Below are 20796 nucleotides of genomic sequence, written 5' to 3'. Positions count from 1 at the left end.
GCCGGCCGGGTCAGAGGCGCACCAGCTTGTCGAAGAGGCGGGCCAGCTCGGTGTGCGGATCGCCGGTGAGGCCGGCGTGCACCGGGCCCGCCTGCACGATCGTGCTGCGCGGCGCGGTCAGCCAGCGGAACCTGCCGCCCAGCGACTCGCCGGCCAGCGGTCCCGCCTGCTCGCCGCAGGCCAGCTCGTAGGCGCCGAGGGCCTGCCGCACGGCGTCGGTGTCGGCGTCGGGGTCGAGGGCACGCAGGCGCGCGGCGTCCAGCTCGACCCGCGCGCACAGGTAGCCGCGCGGCTGGCAGTAGAGGAGCACCCCGGCGTTGATCAGCTCGCCGCGCTCCACCCGGGGCACGACGCGGATCACCGCGTACTCGTAGACGTCCCTGGTCACCGGCCGCCTCCTCGCCAGAACTCGCCGACCGATCCCGGGCCCGGGCGTTCGTGCCGCGGCTCGGCGCCCGCCAGGGTGAGCCACTGCCGTGGGCCGTGCGCGCGCCGCAGCAGGTGGTCGGCGTAGGCGTCGCGGACGGCCTGCGCGGAGCCGAACCCCGGCTCGCCGTCCAGCCACGCGTCGGGCACGAGGGCGGTCACCGTCTCCAGCAGCTCGGGGGTGATCTTCGCCGACAGCTCGGCCGCGGCGGCGTCGAGCTTGGTGGCGAACGGCGCCAGCACGTGGTCGCTCGCGTCGAACGGCCGCTGCGGGTCGGCCGTCCGCCAGTTGTGGTGGAACCACAGCGCGGCCCCGTGGTCGATCAGCCAGGTGTCGCGGTGCCAGACCAGCAGGTTGGGGTTGCGCCAGCTCCGGTCGACGTTGTGCACGAGGGCGTCGAACCAGACCACCCGGGAGGCGAACACCGGGTCGGGCGGCCAGGCCAGCGGCTCGAAGCCGAGCGCGCCGGGCAGGAAGTCGATCGCGAGGTTGAGCCCGGGGCTGGCCTTGAGCAGGTCCTGCACCTCCTCGTCGGGCTCGCGGACGCCGAGCTGCGGGTCGAGGTCGATCAGCTTGAGCTCGGGCGTGCGCAGGCCCAGCCGCCGGGCCAGCTCGGCGCAGATGATCTCGGCGACGAGGACCCGCCGGCCCTGCCCGGCCTCGCGGAACTTCACCACGTAGGTGCCGAGATCGTCGGCCTCGACGACCCCGGGCAGCGATCCGCCCTCCCGCAGCGGCGTCACGTAGCGGGTGGCCGCGATGGATTCCAGCACGCCACGAGGCTATCGTCCCGCGGGGCGGGCCCGGATCACGGCGGCGTCCTACATCTTGGCGATCACCTCGTCGGCGAAGCGCTCCATGGTGGCGACCTTGAGCGCCAGGCTGTGCTCGCCGTACTTCTCCTTCTCCTGCGGCGTGGCGAGCCACCAGGGGGCGGCCATGGTGCCGGTGACGCCCTTGGCGGCGAAGCGGTGGTAGGTCTCGGCGTCGGGCATGACGGCCAGCGGGGCGATGATCTCGAAGTCGCCGGCCGTGCGGCCGTGCTCGGCGAGTCGTCCGCGCAGCGACTCCAGCACGGCGTCGAGCTGTTCCTCGGTGTAGACGCGGTTGCCGATCCAGCCGTCGCCGAGCCGGGCGGCCCGGCGCAGCGCCGCCGGGCTGTCACCGCCCACCAGCACGGGCACCGGCCGCGCCGGGACGGGGGCGATGGACAGCTCGGGCAGGCCGTCCAGCGTGACCGCGCGTCCGGACCACAGCTCGCGCAGCACCGGCAGCATCGCGTCGAGCCGCCGGCCCCGGGTGTGGAAGTCCTGGCCGGTGGCGGTGAACTCCTCCTTGCACCAGCCGACGCCCACGCCGAACGTGACCCGGTCGCCGGACAGCACGGCGGCCGTGGAGACCTGCTTGGCGACGGTGAACAGGTCGCGGGCCGGCGCGATGTAGACGTTGGGGGAGAAGCGCAGGGTGCTGGTCACGGCGGCCATCGCGCCGATCGTCACCCACACGTCCGGCCAGTGGGTGCGCGCGTCCCAGCGCGGCCGCCCCGACGTCGAGTAGGGGTACGGGGAGGCGAAGTCGGCGTAGAACAGGTGGTCCGACAGCGTCAGGGTGTCGAAGCCGCACCGTTCGGCGACCCGGGCCAGCTCCACGAAGTGCCCGGTGTCGGAGAACGAGGCCCCCAGCCAGAACCTCACCGGAACTCCGGGGCGACCTTGGTGGCGAACAGCTCCAGGTTGCGCTTGACCGTGTCGAGCGGCAGCACACCCTGCTGGCCCTGCATGTACAGGCCGAACCACTCCAGGTCGGGCATCCGGTCGAGCATGCGCTGGATGCCGCGCTTGACGTCGTCCGGGCTGCCGAACAGCGCCATCTCGACCTCGTTCATCCGCTTGGCGTCGCCCTTCTCCGGCGAGATGGGCTGGTGTTTCTCGTCCTCCTGCTTGCGCAGCACCTCCAGGTAGCCGAACGGGCCGAAGAAGGCGGCGAAGTCGCGGGGGATGCTGCGGCCGAAGGTGTCGATCGCCTCCTCGGTGGTGTCGGCGATGCCGACGACCTTGAGGATGCCGGTGTGCTCGCCGAGCTTGTAGTCGCGGCCGTGCTTGGCCGACTCCTGCTGGTAGAGCCTGGCCTTGGCGGCGTGGTCGTCGGGGTTGGGGGTGAACAGCCAGGGCAGGATGTCCTCCTGGGCGGCTCTGATCACCGAGCGGTCGGAGATGGTGAACGGCTGCCACAGCTCCGGGTAGGGGTTCTGGTACGGCCGGGGGCAGACGGAGACGGCCTGGACGCGGCCCTGGTCGTCCAGCTCGCCGGGCGCGCCGAAGGTGCGGGTCCACTCCTGGGCGGGCCAGCCCTCGATGCCCTCGTACGGGTAGGGCACCTGGTAGTCGAGGACGTCGGACCGGTAGCGGAGGGTCTCCTGGGTCCACGCCAGCTTCATGATCTTCAGCACCTCGCCGAAGACGTCGAAGTTGCGGGTGTCGGAGGCCGAGCCGTCGGAGCGGGCGGCCGCCGCGTGCCAGCGCTGGCCGAGCACGTTCATCCAGCGGTTCTGGTAGCCGCGGGCGACGCCCAGGCGCAGCCGGCCCTTGCAGAACTGGTCGAGCAGGGCCACGTCCTCGGCCGCGCGGATGGGGTCCCATGCGGGCAGCACCAGGCCGAGCGGCGCGAGCAGGATGCGTTCGGTGCGGGCGGCGAGGTCGGTGAGGAACATCAGCGGGTTGACCGAGAACTCCATCCCCTCCGAGTGGAAGTGGTGCTCGGTCATCATCAGCGCGTCGAAGCCGAGCTGGTCGGCGTGGACGGCGATCTCCCGCACCTCGTGCAGCAGCCGCTGGTACGACTCCGTGTCGCGCCCGATGGGACGCCTGGCCTTGGCGTTCTCCTCAGCCGCGTATCCGGAGCCGGGGATCTGCGGATTCAGGAAGATGGAAAACTTCACCGGGAGACCTCTTCTTTCCGCGGGGCGCGTCTCTGTGCGGCAAGCTACTCTAGAAATCTTAGCCGAGCAATCGCTTGGTTGACCTAGGGAGGGCGCATGCGGCTCGGGGTCACGATGTTCGCCACGGATCTGGCCATGCCGGTCCACCAGCTCGCCCGGGCCGCCGAGGAGCGCGGGTTCGCCTCCCTCTACCTGCCCGAGCACACCCACATCCCGACCTCCCGGCGCACGCCGCCCCCGGCGGGACAGGACGAGCTGCCCGAGGAGTACCGGCGCACCCTCGACCCGCTGGTCGCGCTCGCCTACGCCGCCGCCGTGACCACGCGGCTGCGGGTCGGCACCGGCATCCTGCTCGCCGCCCAGCGCGACCCGATCGTCACCGCAAAGGCCGTCGCCACCCTCGACCACCTGTCCGGCGGACGCGTGGTCCTCGGCGTCGGCTTCGGCTGGAACGCCGACGAACTGGCCCACCACGGCGTGCCGTACCGCTCGCGGCGGGAGGTGGCGCGCGAGCACGTGCTGGCGATGCGCGCCCTGTGGCGCGACGAGGTCGCCGCCTTCGACGGCGCGCACACGCGGTTCGAGCCGTCGTGGTCATGGCCCAAACCGGTCTCCGGGCCACCCGTCTACCTCGGCGGGGCGGCCGGGCCGACACTGTTCGCGCACATCGCCGAGTACGCCGACGGCTGGATGCCGATCGGCGGCCGGGGCGTCAAGGCCGCGCTGCCCGCCCTGCGGGAGGCGTGCGACAAGGCCGGGAGGCCGGCCGCCCGGGTGATCCCGTTCGGGACGCTGCCGACGCGGGAGAAGCTCGACTACTACGCCGGACTCGGCATCGAGGAGACCGTCGCCAGCCTGCCGAGCGCCCCGGCCGACGCGGTCCTGCCCGTGCTCGACGCGTACGCCCGGCTGATCTGAAGCCGCCCCGCCAGCAAGCTGACACCCCGGGGTGCCAGGGATGTCACCCGACGGGCCAGGTCTTCACACCTGTGCTGAGCTGCCGTGTCACGGTCCGGCCGCGATTGCGGGCCGGGCCGTTGACGGCCGGGCCTCCGTTGCCTTCAGTGGAGGGAGAAGTGGGGTGGCGGCGAGGGGAGGCGCCCCGTGCCAACGGCGCACCCGCTCAGAACGGGGGACCCGCGACGGCTCGGGGCGTACGAGCTGTCGGGGCGCCTGGGCGAGGGCGGTCAGGGCGTGGTGTACCTCGGGACGAGGAACGAGGCCGACTACGCGGTCAAGCTGCTGCACGGCCCCGTGGGGGACGAGCGGGCGGCGTTCCTGCGCGAGGTCGAACTGGCCAAGCAGGTGGCCAGGTTCTGCACGGCGCAGGTGGTGGAGGCCGGGTTCGACGACGGCCGCGCGTACATCGTGAGCGAGTACGTCGACGGCCCCTCGCTGGCGCGCGACGTCGCGCGGACCGGCCCGCGGACGGGCGCCGCGCTGGAACGGCTCGCCGTGGGCACCGCCACGGCGCTCGCCGCGATCCACCGGGCCGGCATCGTGCACCGCGACGTCAAGCCGCAGAACGTGCTGCTCGGCGCGGACGGGCCGCGCGTCATCGATTTCGGGCTGGCCCGCGCGCTCGACGCGGCGGCGACTGTCAGCGGCAGGGGCGTGGGCACGCCCGCGTACATGGCGCCCGAGCAGATCACCGCCTCGGCGGTCACCGGGGCGGCCGACGTGTTCTCCTGGGCCGCCACCCTGTGCTTCGCGGCCAACGCCAGCGCGCCGTTCGGGCAGGACTCGGTGGCGCCGGTGCTGCACCGCATCCTCACCGCGCCGCCCGAGCTGGGGCGGCTGGAGGGGCGGCTGCGGGAGATCGTCGCGGTGTGCCTGGACAAGGACGCCCGCAACCGGCCGAGCAGCCGGGAACTCCTCCTGGAACTGCTGGGCGGGGGTGACGGCGGGCCGGCGGAGGTGCTCCGCTCGCCGCCGCCGCAGCACATCCTGCCCGCCGTCGCGGAGCCGGAGGAGACCGGCACGCCGGGTGGCTATCACCTGCCGATCTCGGCCTGCGACTCCGGCTCCGGCTCGGTCTCGGGTTCGGTCTCCGGCTCGGGCTCGGGCTGGGTCTCCGGCTCGGGCTCGGGTTCGGTCGCCGGTTCGGGTCCGCCGGAGGGGCGGCGCGGCGCGGCGGCCCTGCGGATCATCGGGGACGTTCCCGGCGACCCGGAGGTGACCCGCCGCACGGGCCGGGCGGCGAACCGGGCCGGGCTGGCCGCGTCCGCCGCGCTGCTGGTGAGCGCGGCGGTGCTGTTCAGCGTGGTGGTGCCGGGCCTGCGCAAGGAGGAACCGTCCCAGGCCGCCGCCGTGCCGACCGTCGTCACCGTCGGGCCGGCCGACACCGGCACCGACACCGGGCCCGAACGGGCCGACGGCATCGCCACCCAGCGGGACAGGGAGGCGCCCGAGAGCCGGCCCTCCGCGGATCCGCCCGCGAGGGCGGCCGTCGGCGTCCGGGTCCCGGCGCTGCAGGGACTCGATCGGGCCGCCGCCACCGCCGCGCTGAAGCGGGCCGGCCTGGTGGCGGGCGCCGTCACGCAGGTCGGCTCCCGGCAGCGGATCGGCCGGGTGCTGGACAGCAGGCCCGCCGCCGGCGCCTCCGTGCCCAGGGGCAGCGCGGTCGCGCTGCGGGTCTCGGCGGGGCAGGCCGTACCCGCCGTCACCGGCCTGCCGCGGGGCTCCGCCGAGAGCGCCCTGCGCGCGGCCGGGCTCGCCGTGGGCGCGGTCGGCGCCTCCTGCTCCGCCCGGCCGGACGGCGAGGTCCTGTCGAGCAGGCCGGCGGCGGGCACGCGGGTCTCCGGCGGCGCGAAGGTGGCGCTGGTCGTGTCGCGCAACGGCGCGGTCGTGCCCGCGGTCGTGGGCCGCTCCGGGCCGGCGGCCCGCGCCGCGCTGCGCGCCGCCGGGTTCGACGTGACCTCGCGGACCCGGGTCGTGGCCGACGAGGCGCAGGTGGGCACCGTGCTGGCGCAGGGCGTCGCGGCCGGCTCCTGCGCCTCGTCCGGCGCCGGTGTGGCGATCACGGTCGGCGTCGCCGGCCAGAGCGAGCCCGACCCGACGGAGCCCACCGAACCCCCGGCCACGCAGACGCCCCGGCCGACGCCGACCGACAGCGGGGCCGAAGATCCGGCCGGATAGCAGGGCCGGGCTCTCAGATCGCCAGGGCGGCCCGTACGAGGGCGTCGCGGACCTGCGCCTCCGGCAGGTCCATGGTCTGCACGATGGCGCCCTGGAGCGCGCCGAGCACGGCCCAGCTCCGCAGCCGGGTCTCGGCGTCGGGGTCCGGGCCGGCGAGCTTGGCGTACAGCGCGTCCCTGAACGTCCTGATCGCCTCACCGGTGGAGCCCGGCGGGGCGTGGTCGGCGCCGCTGATGTCGTCCATGAGCAGGCGCATCACCGCCCGGTGCCGCACGGTGAAGCCGACCAGCGCCTCGACGAACGCGGACCGGCCGGCGAAGTCGGAGCCCAGCAGGGCGATCATGTCCTCGGCGGCGGGGGCGATCAGCTCGGCGGCCAGCTTGTCCTTGGGGTGGAAGTGGTAGGCCACGGCCGTCTTGGTCAGCCCCACGGCCGCCGCGATGTCGGCCAGCGAGGTGCCGGCGTAGCCGCGCTCGGCGAACAGCTCGCGGGCGGCGGTCAGGATGCGGCTGCGCGTGTCGTCGGCTGTGGTCATCGTCTCATTTCCAGGCTCTCCGCAGCCCTCGCGGTCTTCTCCGCCCTATCGTAGGTCCTGTACGACCGTACAGGACGGCCGTAGAGGAGGGGGCTGGCGATGGCGCGCTTGCTGGGACGGCTGGGCGGCTGGTGCGCCCGGCACGGGCTGGTGGTGCTGGCGTTATGGGTGGTCGCGGCTGCGGGACTGATGGGCGGCAGCCTCGTGCTGGGCAGCCCGGTGAGCAACGACGTGTCGATCCCCGGCACCGACGCGCAGCGTGCCCATGACCTGATGCGGTCCGGGTTCGGCCCCGGATACGCGCAGGGCGGCACGGTGCAGCTCGTGGTCCACTCTCCCCAGGGGTCCCTGCTGGACGAGGACCGGCAGCGGGCGCTCGACCGGGCCGCCGACCGCCTGCGGGTGATGCCGCACGTCGAGAAGGTGGACACGCCCTCCCGGGCGGGTGGCATCTCCTCGAACCTGCAGGTGGGCCTGATCACCGTGCGCATGGAGGGGCACGACCCGGCCAAGCTCGGCGAGACCACGCAGGCGCTGTCGAAGGCCGCGGACCCGGCCCGGGACGCCGGCCTGGAGGTCGTGGCCGTGGACGGCGGCTCCCCGGCGGACAAGGAGATCAAGACCGGTCCCAGCGAGATCATCGGGGTGCTGTGCGCGCTGCTGGTCCTCGTGTTCGCGTTCGGCACGCTGACGGCCGCACTCGTGCCGATCTTCACCGCGCTGGTCAGCGTGGCCGCGGGGCTCGGCCTGATCGGGCTGCTCGGACACGTCCTCGACGTGCCGAAGCAGGCCGGGATCATGGCCACGATGATCGGGCTGGGCGTGGGCATCGACTACGCGCTGTTCCTGCTGTCACGGCACCGCAGGCTGCTGGCCGACGGCGTCGCCGTGCACGACTCCATCCGGCGGACCGTGGCCGGTTCGGGCGGGGCCGTGGTGTTCGCGGGCGGCACGGTGATCGTCGCGCTGAGCGCCCTCATGCTGGGCGGCTTCCCGCTGCTGAGCACGCTCGGGTGGATCACCGGCATCTCCGTGGTGATGGCCGTGCTCACCTCGGTGACCCTGGTGCCCGCGCTGCTCGGGCTGCTCGGCCACCGGATCAACGCGCTGAAGGTGCCGTTCCTCGGCCGGCGTCCCGAGTCGTCGGGCTGGGGCGGGCTGGGCGCCTGGGTGGCGCGCCGCCCGTGGCGGGTGCTCATCGGCAGCGTGGTCGTGCTGGCCGCGCTGGCCGCCCCCGCCCTGGCCATCAAGCTGGGGCCGCTGGACGAGGGGTACGCGGCGCAGGACGCCCCGTCCCGGCGGGCGTACGAGCTCATGGCGGCGGGTTTCGGCCCCGGCAGCAACGGTCCGATGATCATCCTGGCCGAGCTGGCGGAGCGGGCCGCCGACGCCGAGGCGCCGGTCGTGCGCCGGCTCGCGCGCGAGATCGGGGACGTCGAGGGCGTGGCGCACGTGTCCCCGCCGAAGCTGAACGAGTCAGGGCGTTCGGTCCTCATCCAGGCCGTCCCGGACTACGCGCCGAGCGACACGCGCACCGCCGACGTGGTGCACGACGTCCGCGCCCTGTCCGTGCCCGGCGCGCGGGTGCACGTCGGCGGCGAGGTGGCCGGGATGACCGACGCCGCCGACCGGATGGCCGAGCGGACACCGCTGGTCATCGGCGTGGTCGTGCTGCTCAGCGCGCTGCTGTTGCTGCTGGCCTTCCGCGCCCCGCTCGTCGCCGTGAAGGCCGCGCTGATGAACCTGGTGTCGCTGGGCGCCGCCTTCGGGGCGCTGGCGCTGGTCTTCTCGTACGGGCTGGGCAGCCGGCTCGTCGGCATGGACCCGCCGCTCGACGGGTCCTACGTGCGGGAGTTCTTCTTCACGGTGCCGATCGAGAACTACGTGCCGCTGATGCTGTTCGCCGTGCTGTTCGGGCTGTCGATGGACTACGAGGTGTTCCTGCTGACCGCGGTGCGCCAGTCGTACCTGCGGCACGGCGACAACGCCCGCGCCGTGGCCGAGGGCCTGGGATCCACCGGGCGGGTCATCACCTCGGCGGCCCTGATCATGGTGTCGGTGTTCGTGGCGTTCATCGCCTACCCGGACCCGATGGTCAAGACCTTCGGCGTGGGACTCGCGGCGGCCATCGCCGTGGACGCCACGATCATCCGGGGCTTCCTGGTGCCCGCGACCATGGTGCTGCTCGGCCGGGCGAACTGGTGGTGCCCGCGCCGGCTGGACCGCCTGCTGCCCAACCTGTCGGTGGAGGGGCACGAGGAGGACGAGCCCGCTCCGGCGTCGCCCGCCCGTCCTCTGGTCCGTACGTAGATCAGCTCGTCTGGACGGCGTGGCCGGAGCGGCGCCAGCCGGTGATGCCGCCGTCCAGCGGGCGGGCGGTGTAGCCGCGCTCGCGCAGCAGGCGCACCGCCTGAGGCGAGACGACGCAGTACGGACCGCCGCAGTAGGCGACGATCTCGGCGTCGCGGGGCAGCCCGGCGAGCCGGGCGTCCAGGTCGGACAGGCGGCCCTCCAACTGGGAGAGCGGCAGCGACAGGGCGCCCGGCAGGTGCGCGTCGGCGTAGGCCGCCGCCGAGCGCACGTCCAGGACGACCGTGCCGGGGTCGTCGAGGCGGGCGGCCAGCTCGTCGGCCGTCACTCCCTCCGCCAGGCCCAGGTGCCGCGTCACCGCGTCGCGCAGGTCGGCCAGCCGGCCCTGGGCGAAGTCCTGCATCCGGCCGAGGAAGCGCGAGACCTCCTCGTCGGCCAGCCGGTAGTGGACGCGGGTGCCCTCCTTGCGGCTGGTCACCAGGTGGGCGTCGCGGAGCCGCTGGAGCTGGGCCGAGGTGTTCTTCAGCGGGATGCCGGCCTCCTCGGCCAGCTCCTCGACCGTGCGCTCGCGCTGGTCGAGCACGTCCAGCAGGCGCAGCCGCACCGGGTTGGCCAGGACCTTGCCGATGCGGGCGAGCTGCTCGTAGATCGGCTCTTCGGGGAAGGAGGTCATCCGACCATGTACTGGTCGTGGCGCAGGTACAGCTCGGTCCATTCCTCCTCGGTGAGCTGCCGGCCGGACGTGGCGATCTCGGCGAGCTCCTCGAAGTAGCTCTCGCGCGGGGCTCCCGGGGTGAACAGGATGAGCATGGTGGCGGGCTCGCCCGACTCGTTCTTGAAGGAGTGGATGCCGCCCTCCGGCACGAACAGGAAGTCGCCGGCCTTTCCGTCGCGCCACCGGTCGCCGTCGTAGAGCCGAACGGTGCCGTCCAGGACGTAGAACGACTCGGTCATCGTGCGGTGGAAGTGCGGGTCGGGGCCGCCGGGGCGCGGGCCCATCTCCCAGCGGTAGAGGCCGAAGGCGCCGCCGGTGGTGTCGCCGGTGGCGAGGTAGTGGACGTGGGTGCGCCGCTGGGCCGGGTCGTCGGTGGCGGGACCCATCCGCAGGTCGTGGGGGGCGTCGGCGGGCCGGAACCGGCCGCCGGTCTCGCCCTTGTCACCGAAGTAGCGGGCGTCGGGGTAGGACATGGACGTGCCTCTCTTCTAAAGTTCGTTAGAAGAGTAGCAGGGTTGTCGTCAGAACACGATCACGGTCCGGGCGACCGTGCCCCGGCGCGCGTGCTCGACCGCCTCGTTGACCCGCTCCAGGGGCAGGCGCTCGGTGATGAGGCCGTCGAGGTCGAGGCGGCCGCGGAGATACTGGGCGGCGAGCATCGGCAGGTCACGCCGGGGTGCGGCGTCGCCGCCCTGGGTGCCCATGAGGCGGCGTGAGGAGAAGAGCAGCGCCGGGTCGATCTCGACCGGCCGGCCGGCCGGAGGGCTGCCGACCATGACGGTGGTGCCCCCCGGTGCGGTGGCGGCGAACGTGGCGGCCAGGACGCCGGGGACGCCCGTGGCGTCGAAGGCGTGCTCCACGCCGCCGCCGACGATCTCGCCCACCTGGCGGGGCAGGTCGCCCGGGATCAGGGTGTGGGTGGCGCCGAAGCGCTCGGCGAGTTTGAGCTTCGTCTCCGCCACGTCGGCCGCGATGATCGTGGTGGCGCCCGCCAGGACGGCCCCCTGGACGACGTTGAGCCCGACGCCGCCGCAGCCCACCACGAGGACGGAGGCGCCGGGGGCCACCCGCGCCACGTTCAGCACCGCGCCCACGCCGGTGACGACGGCGCAGGCCAGCAGTGACATCGCGGCGAACGGCGCGCCCCGGTCGATCCGCATGCACATGCCCTCGCTCACGACCGCGTACTCGGCGAACGAGCCGATGCCGATGAAACGGCGCGTCTGCTCGCCGTCCAGCGTGACCCGGGGCGCGCCGCCCATGACAGCGGTCATCCTGGCCGGGCCCGAACACAGGTGGAAGTGGCCGGCCCCGCAGTTGCGGCAGCCGCCGCACGGCCCGTTCATCGCGATGATGACGTGGTCGCCCGGCGCGACCCCGGTGACGCCGGGGCCGGTGCTCTCCACGACGCCGGCGCTCTCGTGGCCCAGGATGAACGGCAGGCGGCTGACGACCGGGCTCTTGCCGTCGATCGCCTTGAGGTCCGACCCGCACACCCCCGACGCCTTGATCCGCACCCGCACCTCGCCGGGGCCGGGATCGGCGATCTCCACCTCGCGGATCTCCAACGGCTTGTGGAAGGCCGTGAGGACGGCGGCGCGCATCAGCATGGGCTCACGCTAGCCTGGCCCGCGTTGTCTGAGCAAGCGATTGCTCGGCTGTCGGGTCGGCGTCCGTTGACACCCCTTTGGGGCGAATTTACGCTCAGCCCAAAACCAAGCGAGCGCTAGGCCAAGTCGCGGGCGGGGTGCCTGCCGTACACGAGGTGGAGGCGTGGGGTGCGCGGACGACACGACAGAACGCGGCAGGACGGAACGCGGCAGGTTGGGGCGCGGCAGGTTGGGGCGCGGCGGGTTCGGGTGCGGCGGGGCGCGGCGGCCGTGCTGGCGACGGCGCTGCTCGCGGGGTGCGCCGCCCCGCAGCGGGCCCCCGGCGCGGGCGGCGGCGCCGCGCCCGGCGTCACGGACACCACCGTCCGCGTCGGCGGCGTGCTGACCAAGACCAGCGCCAGCGGCTACTCCACCAAGGACGCCGAGATCGGCGCCCGCGCCAGGTTCGAGCGGGCCAACGCCGCGGGCGGCGTGCACGGGCGGCGCATCGAGTTCCTCGGCGCCGAGGACGACGGCCAGGACGCGGCCAAGGGCGACGCGGCGGCCAAGAAGCTCGTGCAGAAGGACGAGGTGTTCGCCCTCGTGCCCGTGCACGCCCCGAACTTCGGCGGCGCGGCCTTCCTGGAGCGGCAGGGCGTGCCGTGGTTCGGCTGGGCCACCGGCCCGCAGTGGTGCGGCACCAGGACCGGGTTCGGCTACAACGGCTGCCTGGCACCCAAGAAGGGCGCCGGCTCACAGACCTGGTGGGGCAGGCAGATGGCCGAGCTGCTCGGCGGCGCCGCCGGCAAGAGCGTCTACGTGCAGACCAGCGACTCCAGCGGCAGCAAGTACGGCGGCACCACGATCTCCCAGTCGTTCACCGCGGCCGGGTTCGAGCTGGCCGGCGTGAACTCCGGGCTGCCCGCCGCCGCCCCGCCGCCCGACTGGCTGCCGTACGTCAACAAGATCATGACATCGGACGGCGGCGGACCGCCGGACGTCGTGGTCTCCGTCATCGCCGGCACGAAGTTCAACGTCGGCCTCTACGCCGCGCTCAAGCGGGCCGGGTACAAGGGCGTGCTCACCGACGCCACCAGCTACGACACCGCCATCCTCGCCGACCCGGCCAGCGCCGAGGCGCTGGAGGGCGTGATCGCCGCGCCGATGTTCGAGCCGTTCGAGTCGACCGCCCCCGAGATCGCCCAGCTCAAGGCCGACGTGGCGAAGACCGCGCCGGGCACCCGGCTCACCCAGCACCTCGCGATCGGCTACTGGGCCGCCGACATCTTCCTCGACATGCTCACCAAGACCGGCAAGGACCTGACCAGGGAGAGATTCCTGGCCACCGGCAACGGCTCCTACTCCTACGAGAACCCCGGCTTCGGGCGGATCCGCTACCCCGGGGACCACAGCGAGCCGAACGGCTGCGGCGCCCTGGTCAAGCTGGAGGACGGCGCCTTCACGGTGGCCAAGAGCATGAAGTGCTTCGAGAACGTGCCGCTGCGATGATCGTCGGCTACGTCGTCAGCGGGCTCGTCACCGGAGCGATCTTCGCCATCATGGGCTCGGGGCTGACCCTGTCGTACGCGGCCACCGGGGTGTTCAACTTCGCCCACGGCGCCATCGGGTTCGTCTCGGCGCTGCTGTTCTACCAGTGCAACGTGGCCGCCGGGCTGCCCTCCTGGCTGTCGGCCCTGCTCGCGGCCGGCCTCTTCGCGCCCGCGCTCGGCTACCTGCTGCACCGGGCCATGTTCGGCGGGCTCGCCCGGGCCGGAGAGACCGCGCAGATCGTCGGCACGATCGGGCTGACGATCGCGCTGCCCGCGCTCGGCCTGCTCGTCGTGGACGTCGCCGGGCTGCCGCCGGCCGACGCCACGTCCCTGCCGCGCGGCATCGGGCCGCACCCCGCCGTGCCGTTCGACGTGCTCGGCGTGCGCCTCGACACCGACCAGCTCATCACCTTCGGCGCGTCGATCGTGACCGCCGCCGGCCTGTGGGCGTTCATGCGGCACACCCCGTACGGGCTGCGGATGCGCGCCTGCGTGGACCGCAGGCGGCTGGCCACCCTGCGCGGCATCGACGCGGACGCCACCTCGGCCGTGGCCTGGATGCTCGGCTCCGGCCTGGCCGGCCTCGCCGGAGTGCTGGCCGTGCCGGTGCTCGGGCTGGACGCGACCGCGTACACGGTGCTGCTGTTCGCCTCGGCGACGGCGGCCGTCTTCGGGCGGCTGCGGTCCGTCCCGTGGACGTTCGCCGCCGGGCTGGCGCTCGGCGTCGTGCAGAACCTGGTCGCCGGCTACACCGACTTCCTGGAGGAGATCACCGGGCTGCGCACGGCGGTGCCGGTCATCCTGCTGTTCGCCGGGCTGGTGCTGCTCAACCGGTCGCGGGAGCGGGTCGCCGGCAGCGCGGCCGAGGACGCGCCACCGCCCGACCACCTGGCCGGCGTGCCGGTCTGGCGGCGGCGGCTGCCGTGGGCGCTGTCGCTGGCGGCGCTGCTGGCGTTCACCGCCGTGGGGCCGGAGTACTACGTGGGCGTGGCGGCGCACGGACTCGTGCTGGCGCTGATCTTCTGCTCGTTCGTGGTGGTCACCGGGATCGGCGGCATGGTCAACCTGGCCCAGGCCTCCTTCGCCGCGATGGCCGCGCTGACCTGCGGCTGGGCGTTCGCCTCCGGGTTGCCGTTCGTGGTGGCGATCGGGCTCGGGGTGCTCGCCGCGTGCGCCGTCGGCCTGCTGGTGGCGCTGCCCGCGCTGCGGCTCGGCGGGCGGGTGCTGACGCTGGCGACGCTCGCCCTGGCGCTGCTGGCCGACCAGGTGCTGTTCCAGGTGGACGCGTTCAGCAACGGCACGATCGGCTGGCCGCTGCCCGCCCTGGGCTTCGGGTTCGCCGACACCTCCGACCCCCGGGTGCGGGTGGTGCTGCTGCTGGCGCTGATTGGGCTCGTCGCGCTGTTCATCCGCAACCTGGAACGGTCGCCCTCCGGGCGGGCGATCCTCGCCGTCCGTTCGGCGCCCGCCGCCGCGGTCACCTCGGGGCTGTCGGCGCCGCGCGCCAAGATCACGCTGTTCGTGCTGGCCTCCGGCATCGCGGGACTGGGCGGGGTGCTGTTCGCGATCTCCAAGGGCTCGGTCACGGCGACCGACCTGCCGGCCTTCGCCGGGTTCGTCTGGCTGGCCGTGGTGGTGCTGCAGGGGGTGCGCCGCGTCGGTGGGGCCGTGCTCGGCGGGCTCATCGCGGCCGTCTTCCCCGAGCTGCTCGCCGCCTGGGACGTGTCGGGGCACGTGGGGGCCATCCTGTTCGGGGCGGGCGGCGTGATCCTGGCCAGGCACCCGGACGGGGTGCTGGCGCAGCTCGCCGAGCGGCGCCACCGCCGCCGGCGGCGCGCCGGGTCCCGCGCCGGTGCCACCGGGGGTGGCACGCCGCCACCGGGCGGGGCCCCGCCGTCCACGCCTGAGTCCGCGCCGCCGTCCACACCGGCGTCCGATGCGGTATCCGCACCGGCGCCCGCGGTGGTGTCCGGTGTGGCGTCCGACGCGGTGTCCGACGCGGTGTCCGACGCGGTGTCCGTGGTGGCGGGTCCGACGTCGTCCGGCGGGCCGTCCAGCGGGCCGTCCAGGGTGGTGGTGGCGGGCGGCGGGGACGGGGTGTTCCGGCTGGAGCGGGTCGTGGCCGGGTACGGCGACGTGACCGTGCTGCGCGGGGTCGAGCTGGCCGTGCGGCCCGGCGAGGTCGTGGCACTGCTCGGCGCCAACGGGGCCGGCAAGTCCACCACGTGTGCCGTCGCCGCCGGTGACGTGCCGGTGACCGCGGGGCGGGTGCTGCTCGACGGCGCCGACATCACCGCCTGGCCCGCGCACCGCAGGGCGCGCGCCGGGGTGGTGCTCGCCCCCGAGGGCAGGGGCGTCTTCCCCGGTCTGACCGTGGAGGAGAACCTGCGCACCTGGCTGCCCGACCCCGGCCCCGCCTACGAGCGGATGCCGCAGCTCGCCGCGCGCCGTACCGTGCTCGCCGGCGCGCTGTCGGGCGGCGAGCAGCAGCTCCTGACGCTGGCGCCCGCCCTCGTGCGCCCTCCTCGAGTGCTGATCGCCGACGAGCCGTCGCTCGGGCTGGCGCCGCTCGTCGTGCGGCAGGTGTTCGACGTGTTCGCCGAGCTGCGGGAGCGCGGGGTGGCGTTGCTGCTGGTCGAGGAGAAGGCGACCGAGGCGCTGGCCGTGGCGGACCGGGTGGCGTTCGTGCGGCTCGGCCGGGTCGTGTGGAGCGGGCCGCGGTCCGAGGTGGACGCCGACCGGCTGACCGCCGCCTACCTGGGGGTGTCGTGATGCTCGGCGTGAGTGAGGTGTCCGTGGCGTTCGGCGGGGTGCGGGCGCTGGACGGGGTGTCGTTCGAGGTGCCCGACGGCCAGGTGTGCGGCGTCATCGGGCCGAACGGGGCCGGCAAGACGACGCTGTTCGACGTGGTGTCCGGCCTGCGCCGGCCGGTCGCCGGCCGGGTCAGCGTGGCCGGCGTGGACCTGACCAGGACGTCGGCCGTCGGCCGGGCGCGCCTCGGCGTGCGCCGGACGTTCCAGCGCACCCAGGTGTTCGGCAGGCTGACCGTGGCCGAGAACGTGCTGGCGGCGCTCGACTGGCACGGCGGAGGCGGCGGCCTGCTCGCCGACCTGGTCGGCCGGCCCGCCCGGCGGCGGCTGGAGCGCGAGCGCGGCGAGCGGGTCGCCGAGGTGCTGGAGCTGTGCGGGCTGACCGGGCTGCGCGACGTGCACGCCGCCGGGCTGCCTGCCGGGTGGCGGCGGCTGGTCGAGCTGGCCCGCGCCCTCGCCGACCGGCCCCGGCTGCTGCTGCTGGACGAGCCGACCTCGGGTCTGGACGCCGAGCAGACGGCCCGGTTGCGGGAGGTCGTCGCGGCGCTGGACACCACGGTGCTGCTGGTCGAGCACGACATGGGTTTCGTCATGCGGACCTGCGACCGGCTCGTCGTGCTCGACCTGGGCCGGGTCATCGCGTCGGGGACCCCGGACGAGGTGCGGGGCGATCCGGTGGTCCGCGCCGCCTACCTCGGCTGAACGTGGCCGATGGACCGGGTCGTCCGGGGCCGTCGCGCGCCGCCTCCGCGACTGCCACGAGGAGTACGGCATCCGCCTGGTGGAAAGGGGATGCGGCATGGCACATCACCCCAACCTTGATCCGGAACTCCGGGCGGCGCTGGAGCGGACGCCGATGGCCGCGTTCGACGCCTCGGCCATGACCATGGAGGACGTCGCGGGCGTCCGGGCCCAGGTGCACGCGATGATCGCGGCCGCGCCCCCGCCCGGCGCCGGCGTGGTGGCCGAGGACCGCCACGTGCCGGGGCCGCAGGGCCAGCCCGACGTCCGGCTGCGGGTCCACCGCCCGGAGGGGCCGGAGGAGGTCCGGCCCTGCCTCTACTGGATCCACGGCGGCGGGATGATGATCGGCAAGCCGGAGATGGACGACGACCTGCTCGCCGAGTTCGTCCGGCGGCTCGGCTGCGTCGTCGTCGCCGTGGACTACCGGCTCGCGCCCGAGCACCCGGACCCCGCCCCGGTCGAGGACTGCTACGCGGGACTCGTCTGGGCCGCCAAGAACGCCGCCGAACTGGGAGTGGATCCCGATCGGCTGGCCGTGGGCGGCGCCAGCGCGGGCGGCGGGCTGGCCGCGGGCACCGTGCTGCTGGCCCGCGACAGGGGCGGCCCCGCTGTCGCCTTCCAGCTCCTGGTCTGCCCGATGCTCGACGACCGCAACGTCACACCGTCCAGCCACGAGTTCACCGACGCCGTCATGTGGAACCGGGCCGCCAACCTCTTCGGCTGGCGTGCCCTGCTCGGCGAGCGGGCCGGCGGCGGTGACGTCTCCGCGTACGCCGCTCCGGCCAGGGCCGAGGACCTGTCGGGGCTCCCTCCGGCGTTCGTGGACGTGGGGGAGCTGGAGGTCTTCAGGGACGAGGACGTCGACTACGCGCGGCGGCTGCTGGCGGCCGGGGTGTCGACGGAGCTGCACGTGTACCCGGGCGGCTTCCACGGCTTCGACATGCTGGTGCCCGACGCCGCGCTGAGCGTCAGGGCCAAGGAGGCGCGGATCGCCGCGCTCGGGCGGGCGTTCGGCGGCCTGGCCAGTTAACCAAGCGTGCGCTAGGTTGGTGGCGTGGATCTCGACTTCTCCCGGGCCGAGCAGGACTTCCGCACCGAGGTCCGCGACTGGCTGGCCGCCCACGTCCCCCGCTCGCTGCCCTCCCTGGACACCCCCGAGGGCTTCGCCGCGCACCGCGCGTGGGAGGCGGAGCTCGCGGCGGCCCGGCTGTCGGTCGTCTCCTGGCCGGTCGCCTACGGCGGGCGGGACGCCTCCCTCGTCGAATGGCTGATCTTCGAGGAGGAGTACTGGGCGGCGGGCGCGCCCGCCCGCGTCGGCCAGAACGGCATCTTCCTGCTCGCCCCCACCCTCATGGCCTTCGGCACCGAGGAACAGCGGCGCACCTGGCTGCCGGCGATGGCGCGCGCCGACGACGTGTGGGCGCAGGCCTGGTCCGAGCCGGAGGCGGGCAGCGACCTGGCCGCCCTCACCTCCCGCGCCGTCCGGGCCGACGGCGGCTGGCGCCTCTACGGCCACAAGACGTGGAGCTCGCGAGCCTGCCACGCCTCGCACGGATTCGGGCTGTTCCGCACCTCGGGGGCGCGGCACCAGGGGCTGACCTACCTCATGTTCCCCATGGACGAGGTGACCGTCCGGCCGATCGCGCAGCTCGACGGGCTGCCCGGCTTCGCCGAGCTGTTCTTCGACGGGGTCTTCACTCCCGACTCCATGGTCATCGGCGAGGTGGGCCAGGGCTGGCGGATCGCGATGGCCGCCACCTCCTCCGAACGCGGCCTCACCCTGCGCAGCCCCGGCCGCTTCCTGGCCACCGCCGACCGGCTCATCGCCCTCGCCCGCCAGACCGACCCGACGCTCGCCGACCCGGTGCTCGCCGACCGGGCCGTCCGCTGCTGGACCGACGCCGAGGCGTACCGGCTGCACACCTTCCAGACCGCGCGCCGGCTCATGGCGGGAGAGGAGGCCGGGCCCGCCACCAGCATGGGCAAGGTCTTCTGGTCGGAGCTGGACCTGCGCATGCACACCCTGGCCATGGAACTCCTCGGCGACCGGGCCGGTGAGACGGCCTGGCTCGACGGGTTCCTCTTCTCGCTGGCGGGGCCCATCTACGCCGGCACCAACGAGATCCAGCGCACCATCATCGCCGAGCGCGTCCTCGGCCTGCCCCGTTGACCTGCCCCGTTGACCCGTCTCCCAGCCGAGGGGCCGCCCGATGAACTTCGCCTTCACCCCCGACCAGCTCGCCCTGGCCGGGACCGTCCGCGACGTGCTGGCCGCGCACTGCCCGCCGCGGGCGCTGCGCACCGAACGCCTGCCCGCCTGGGACCGGCTCGCCGAGGTCGGGTTCTTCGCCCTGCTCGTCCCGCCCGAAGCCGACGGGCTCGGCCTCGGGCTGACCGACGCGCTGCCCGCGCTGGAGGAGACCGGCCGGGCCTGCCTGCCGGGGCCCGTCGTGGAGACCGCCGTCGCCGCGCCGTACCTGCTGCCGGGCGTCCCCGGACTCGCCTCGGGCGCCGTCCGCGTGGCCGTGCTGCCGCCGGGCGCCGCCTTCGCGCCGGACGCCGACCTCGCCGACCTGGTGGTGGTGGCCCGGCCCGGCGGGGCCCGCCTGGTGACCAGGGAGTCGGTACGGCTCGCGCCCCGGCCCGGCACGGACCCGTGCCGGCCGCTGTTCGACGTGTCGTACACCGGTTCCACGCCGCTGGAACGGCCGCTGGAGCCGGCCCTGCTGCGGGCCACCGTGGCGACCGCGGCGCAGCTCATCGGGGTGGCCCGGCGGCTGCTGGAGCTGTCGGTGGCGTACGCGGGCACACGCCGCCAGTTCGGCGCGCCCATCGGCTCCTTCCAGGCGGTCAAGCACCAGCTCGCCGACGTGGCCGTCGCCGTCTCCTTCGCCGCGCCCCTCGTCCACCGGGCCGCCGTCTGCGCGGACGTCCAGGAGCGGGCCACGGGCCCGGGCGGGGGGACCGCGTGGCGGGATGCCAGGAGCGCCAAGGCCGCGGCGGGGGAGGCCGCCGTGCTGGCCGCGCGGGCCGCCCTGCAGACGCACGGCGCCATCGGCTACACCGAGGAGCTGGACCTGCGGTTCTGGCTGGCCCGCGCCTGGTCCCTGTCGGCCGCCTACGGCGGGGCCGCCGAACACCGGGCCGCGATCCGCGCCGCCGTGCTCGCCGGGGACACCCGGAGGTACCCGTGAAGTTCGGCGTGCCCCTCGGCCTGCTCCACCCGGCCGCGTGGAAGGACGTCGCGGTCGCGGCCGACGAGCTGGGCTTCGAGTCGGTGTGGCTGCCCGAACACCTCGTCTTCACCACCGGCCTGTCCACGGCCGGCTACCCCGGAACCGCCGACCCCGGCATCAGGCCGTCGACGCCGCTGTTCGACGCCCCCGCCTACCTGTGCTGGCTGGCCGCCCGCACCACCCGGGTCCGGCTCGGCACGGCCGTGCACCTGTTCGCGCTGCGCCACCCGTTCGTCTCCGCCCGCGCGTTCGCCACCCTGGACGTCGTCTCGTCCGGCAGGGCCGTCTGCGGGGTTGGCGCCGGCTGGTACCGGGGCGAATGGGACGCCGCGGGCATCCCCTTCGCCGGGCGGGGCGCCCGGCTCGACGAGGCCATCACGGTGGCCCGGCGGCTGTGGAGCGAACCCGTCGTCGCCCACTCCGGCCGCTTCTACGCCTTCCCCGAGGTGGCCTTCGAGCCCAAGCCCGTCCAGCACCGGCTGCCGGTCCTCTGCGGCGGCGAATCCGCCGCGGCGTTGCGGCGGGCGGCCCGCCTGTGCGACGGGTGGATCAGCATGCCGCACACCCTGGAGTCCATCCGGCCGCAGCTCGACCGGCTGGCCGCGCTGGGCGGCACCGGCTCCGTGACGGCCCACGCCTACGGGCTCGGCTCCCCGGAGGAGGTGCCGTCCTGGGCGGCGCTCGGCGTCGACCGGCTCATCGTCCGGCCCTGGCGGCGCGGCCGGGACGCGGTGGCGGCGCTGGAGTCCTTCGCCGCCGCCTACGGCGTCGCGCCACCGGCGACGACGCTCTGATCGCGGCTGC

General features: G+C 74.5%; 18 protein-coding genes. 10 read left to right on the top strand and 8 right to left on the bottom strand.

Going from position 1 to position 20796, the window contains the following annotated elements:
* Positions 1–10 precede the first annotated feature (10 nt).
* From ACGF0J_RS34630 to ACGF0J_RS34615, 4 genes are read right to left on the bottom strand one after another with little or no spacing between them, the layout of a single operon-like run.
* Positions 11–388: a DUF3037 domain-containing protein gene (locus ACGF0J_RS34630; protein ID WP_393152874.1), complete on the bottom strand. Its 378-nt coding sequence runs from the start codon at positions 386–388 to the stop codon at positions 11–13.
* Positions 385–1200 carry a HipA family kinase gene (locus ACGF0J_RS34625; protein ID WP_393152872.1) on the bottom strand — a complete coding sequence of 272 codons (816 nt, stop codon included), beginning with the start codon at positions 1198–1200 and terminating at the stop codon, positions 385–387. Before ACGF0J_RS34625 ends, ACGF0J_RS34630 begins: the two co-directional genes overlap by 4 nt.
* Before the next feature lie 48 nt (positions 1201–1248).
* Positions 1249–2121 (bottom strand): TIGR03619 family F420-dependent LLM class oxidoreductase, encoded by an 873-nt coding sequence (locus tag ACGF0J_RS34620; protein ID WP_393152870.1) that lies wholly within the window; start codon positions 2119–2121, stop codon positions 1249–1251.
* Positions 2118–3365, bottom strand: coding sequence for an LLM class flavin-dependent oxidoreductase (locus ACGF0J_RS34615; protein WP_393152868.1), 1248 nt, complete (start codon positions 3363–3365; stop codon positions 2118–2120). The genes ACGF0J_RS34620 and ACGF0J_RS34615 overlap by 4 nt, the downstream gene beginning before the upstream one ends.
* 96 nt (positions 3366–3461) lie before the next feature.
* Between ACGF0J_RS34615 and ACGF0J_RS34610 the strand changes: the two genes are divergently transcribed.
* Positions 3462–4283 (top strand): TIGR03619 family F420-dependent LLM class oxidoreductase, encoded by an 822-nt coding sequence (locus ACGF0J_RS34610; protein ID WP_393152866.1) that lies wholly within the window; start codon positions 3462–3464, stop codon positions 4281–4283.
* A gap of 186 nt (positions 4284–4469) precedes the next feature.
* Positions 4470–6503, top strand: coding sequence for a PASTA domain-containing protein (locus tag ACGF0J_RS34605; protein ID WP_393152864.1), 2034 nt, complete (start codon positions 4470–4472; stop codon positions 6501–6503).
* A 13-nt stretch (positions 6504–6516) separates the two neighbouring features.
* On the opposite strand, the gene ACGF0J_RS34600 is transcribed toward ACGF0J_RS34605, so the two are convergent.
* Positions 6517–7038, bottom strand: a complete 522-nt coding sequence (locus tag ACGF0J_RS34600; protein ID WP_393152862.1) for a TetR/AcrR family transcriptional regulator — start codon at positions 7036–7038, stop codon at positions 6517–6519.
* Between the two features lie 99 nt (positions 7039–7137).
* Between ACGF0J_RS34600 and ACGF0J_RS34595 the strand changes: the two genes are divergently transcribed.
* Positions 7138–9348, top strand: coding sequence for an MMPL family transporter (locus ACGF0J_RS34595; RefSeq protein WP_393152860.1), 2211 nt, complete (start codon positions 7138–7140; stop codon positions 9346–9348).
* Between the two features lies 1 nt (position 9349).
* Here ACGF0J_RS34595 and ACGF0J_RS34590 read toward each other — a convergent pair whose 3' ends face one another.
* Genes ACGF0J_RS34590 through ACGF0J_RS34580 form a run of 3 tightly spaced genes read right to left on the bottom strand, consistent with a single transcriptional unit; the run spans position 9350 to position 11673 of the window.
* On the bottom strand, positions 9350–10021 hold the full coding sequence (locus tag ACGF0J_RS34590) for an ArsR/SmtB family transcription factor (RefSeq protein ID WP_393152858.1): 672 nt from the start codon (positions 10019–10021) through the stop codon (positions 9350–9352).
* Positions 10018–10536, bottom strand: coding sequence for a cupin domain-containing protein (locus ACGF0J_RS34585; RefSeq protein ID WP_393152856.1), 519 nt, complete (start codon positions 10534–10536; stop codon positions 10018–10020). Before ACGF0J_RS34585 ends, ACGF0J_RS34590 begins: the two co-directional genes overlap by 4 nt.
* 48 nt (positions 10537–10584) lie before the next feature.
* Positions 10585–11673, bottom strand: a complete 1089-nt coding sequence (locus ACGF0J_RS34580; RefSeq protein WP_393152854.1) for an alcohol dehydrogenase catalytic domain-containing protein — start codon at positions 11671–11673, stop codon at positions 10585–10587.
* 249 nt (positions 11674–11922) lie between these two features.
* Here ACGF0J_RS34580 and ACGF0J_RS34575 point away from each other — a divergent pair, with 249 nt between their 5' ends.
* From ACGF0J_RS34575 to ACGF0J_RS34545, 7 genes are all read left to right on the top strand, one after another.
* Complete coding sequence (locus ACGF0J_RS34575; RefSeq protein WP_393152852.1) at positions 11923–13161, top strand: ABC transporter substrate-binding protein; 1239 nt, start codon at positions 11923–11925, stop codon at positions 13159–13161.
* Positions 13158–15974 (top strand): ATP-binding cassette domain-containing protein, encoded by a 2817-nt coding sequence (locus tag ACGF0J_RS34570; protein ID WP_393152850.1) that lies wholly within the window; start codon positions 13158–13160, stop codon positions 15972–15974. The genes ACGF0J_RS34575 and ACGF0J_RS34570 overlap by 4 nt, the downstream gene beginning before the upstream one ends.
* Positions 15974–16714, top strand: coding sequence for an ABC transporter ATP-binding protein (locus ACGF0J_RS34565; protein WP_393152848.1), 741 nt, complete (start codon positions 15974–15976; stop codon positions 16712–16714). Before ACGF0J_RS34570 ends, ACGF0J_RS34565 begins: the two co-directional genes overlap by 1 nt.
* A 97-nt stretch (positions 16715–16811) precedes the next feature.
* Positions 16812–17786: an alpha/beta hydrolase gene (locus ACGF0J_RS34560; RefSeq protein ID WP_393152846.1), complete on the top strand. Its 975-nt coding sequence runs from the start codon at positions 16812–16814 to the stop codon at positions 17784–17786.
* A 24-nt stretch (positions 17787–17810) separates the two neighbouring features.
* Positions 17811–18926 (top strand): acyl-CoA dehydrogenase family protein, encoded by a 1116-nt coding sequence (locus ACGF0J_RS34555; protein WP_393152844.1) that lies wholly within the window; start codon positions 17811–17813, stop codon positions 18924–18926.
* A gap of 40 nt (positions 18927–18966) precedes the next feature.
* Positions 18967–19950: an acyl-CoA dehydrogenase family protein gene (locus ACGF0J_RS34550; protein ID WP_393152842.1), complete on the top strand. Its 984-nt coding sequence runs from the start codon at positions 18967–18969 to the stop codon at positions 19948–19950.
* Complete coding sequence (locus tag ACGF0J_RS34545) at positions 19947–20786, top strand: TIGR03619 family F420-dependent LLM class oxidoreductase (RefSeq protein WP_393152840.1); 840 nt, start codon at positions 19947–19949, stop codon at positions 20784–20786. Before ACGF0J_RS34550 ends, ACGF0J_RS34545 begins: the two co-directional genes overlap by 4 nt.
* Positions 20787–20796 lie beyond the last annotated feature (10 nt).

Origin of the sequence: Nonomuraea sp. NPDC047897 (genome assembly GCF_043204415.1) — a bacterium.
Taxonomy (GTDB): Bacteria; Actinomycetota; Actinomycetes; order Streptosporangiales; family Streptosporangiaceae; genus Nonomuraea.
Note: the sequence above shows the minus strand (reverse complement) of the source record. Positions and strands in the feature narration are given on the sequence as shown.

Bases quoted from the DNA above. Each gene is read 5' to 3' on its own strand.
- ACGF0J_RS34610 (WP_393152866.1), top strand. From the start codon at position 3,462: ATGCGGCTCGGGGTCACGATGTTCGCCACGGATCTGGCCATGCCGGTC.
- ACGF0J_RS34600 (WP_393152862.1), bottom strand. From the start codon at position 7,038: ATGACCACAGCCGACGACACGCGCAGCCGCATCCTGACCGCCGCCCGC.
- ACGF0J_RS34595 (WP_393152860.1), top strand. From the start codon at position 7,138: ATGGCGCGCTTGCTGGGACGGCTGGGCGGCTGGTGCGCCCGGCACGGG.
- ACGF0J_RS34590 (WP_393152858.1), bottom strand. From the start codon at position 10,021: ATGACCTCCTTCCCCGAAGAGCCGATCTACGAGCAGCTCGCCCGCATC.
- ACGF0J_RS34585 (WP_393152856.1), bottom strand. From the start codon at position 10,536: ATGTCCTACCCCGACGCCCGCTACTTCGGTGACAAGGGCGAGACCGGC.
- ACGF0J_RS34580 (WP_393152854.1), bottom strand. From the start codon at position 11,673: ATGCTGATGCGCGCCGCCGTCCTCACGGCCTTCCACAAGCCGTTGGAG.
- ACGF0J_RS34570 (WP_393152850.1), top strand. From the start codon at position 13,158: ATGATCGTCGGCTACGTCGTCAGCGGGCTCGTCACCGGAGCGATCTTC.
- ACGF0J_RS34565 (WP_393152848.1), top strand. From the start codon at position 15,974: ATGCTCGGCGTGAGTGAGGTGTCCGTGGCGTTCGGCGGGGTGCGGGCG.
- ACGF0J_RS34560 (WP_393152846.1), top strand. From the start codon at position 16,812: ATGGCACATCACCCCAACCTTGATCCGGAACTCCGGGCGGCGCTGGAG.
- ACGF0J_RS34550 (WP_393152842.1), top strand. From the start codon at position 18,967: ATGAACTTCGCCTTCACCCCCGACCAGCTCGCCCTGGCCGGGACCGTC.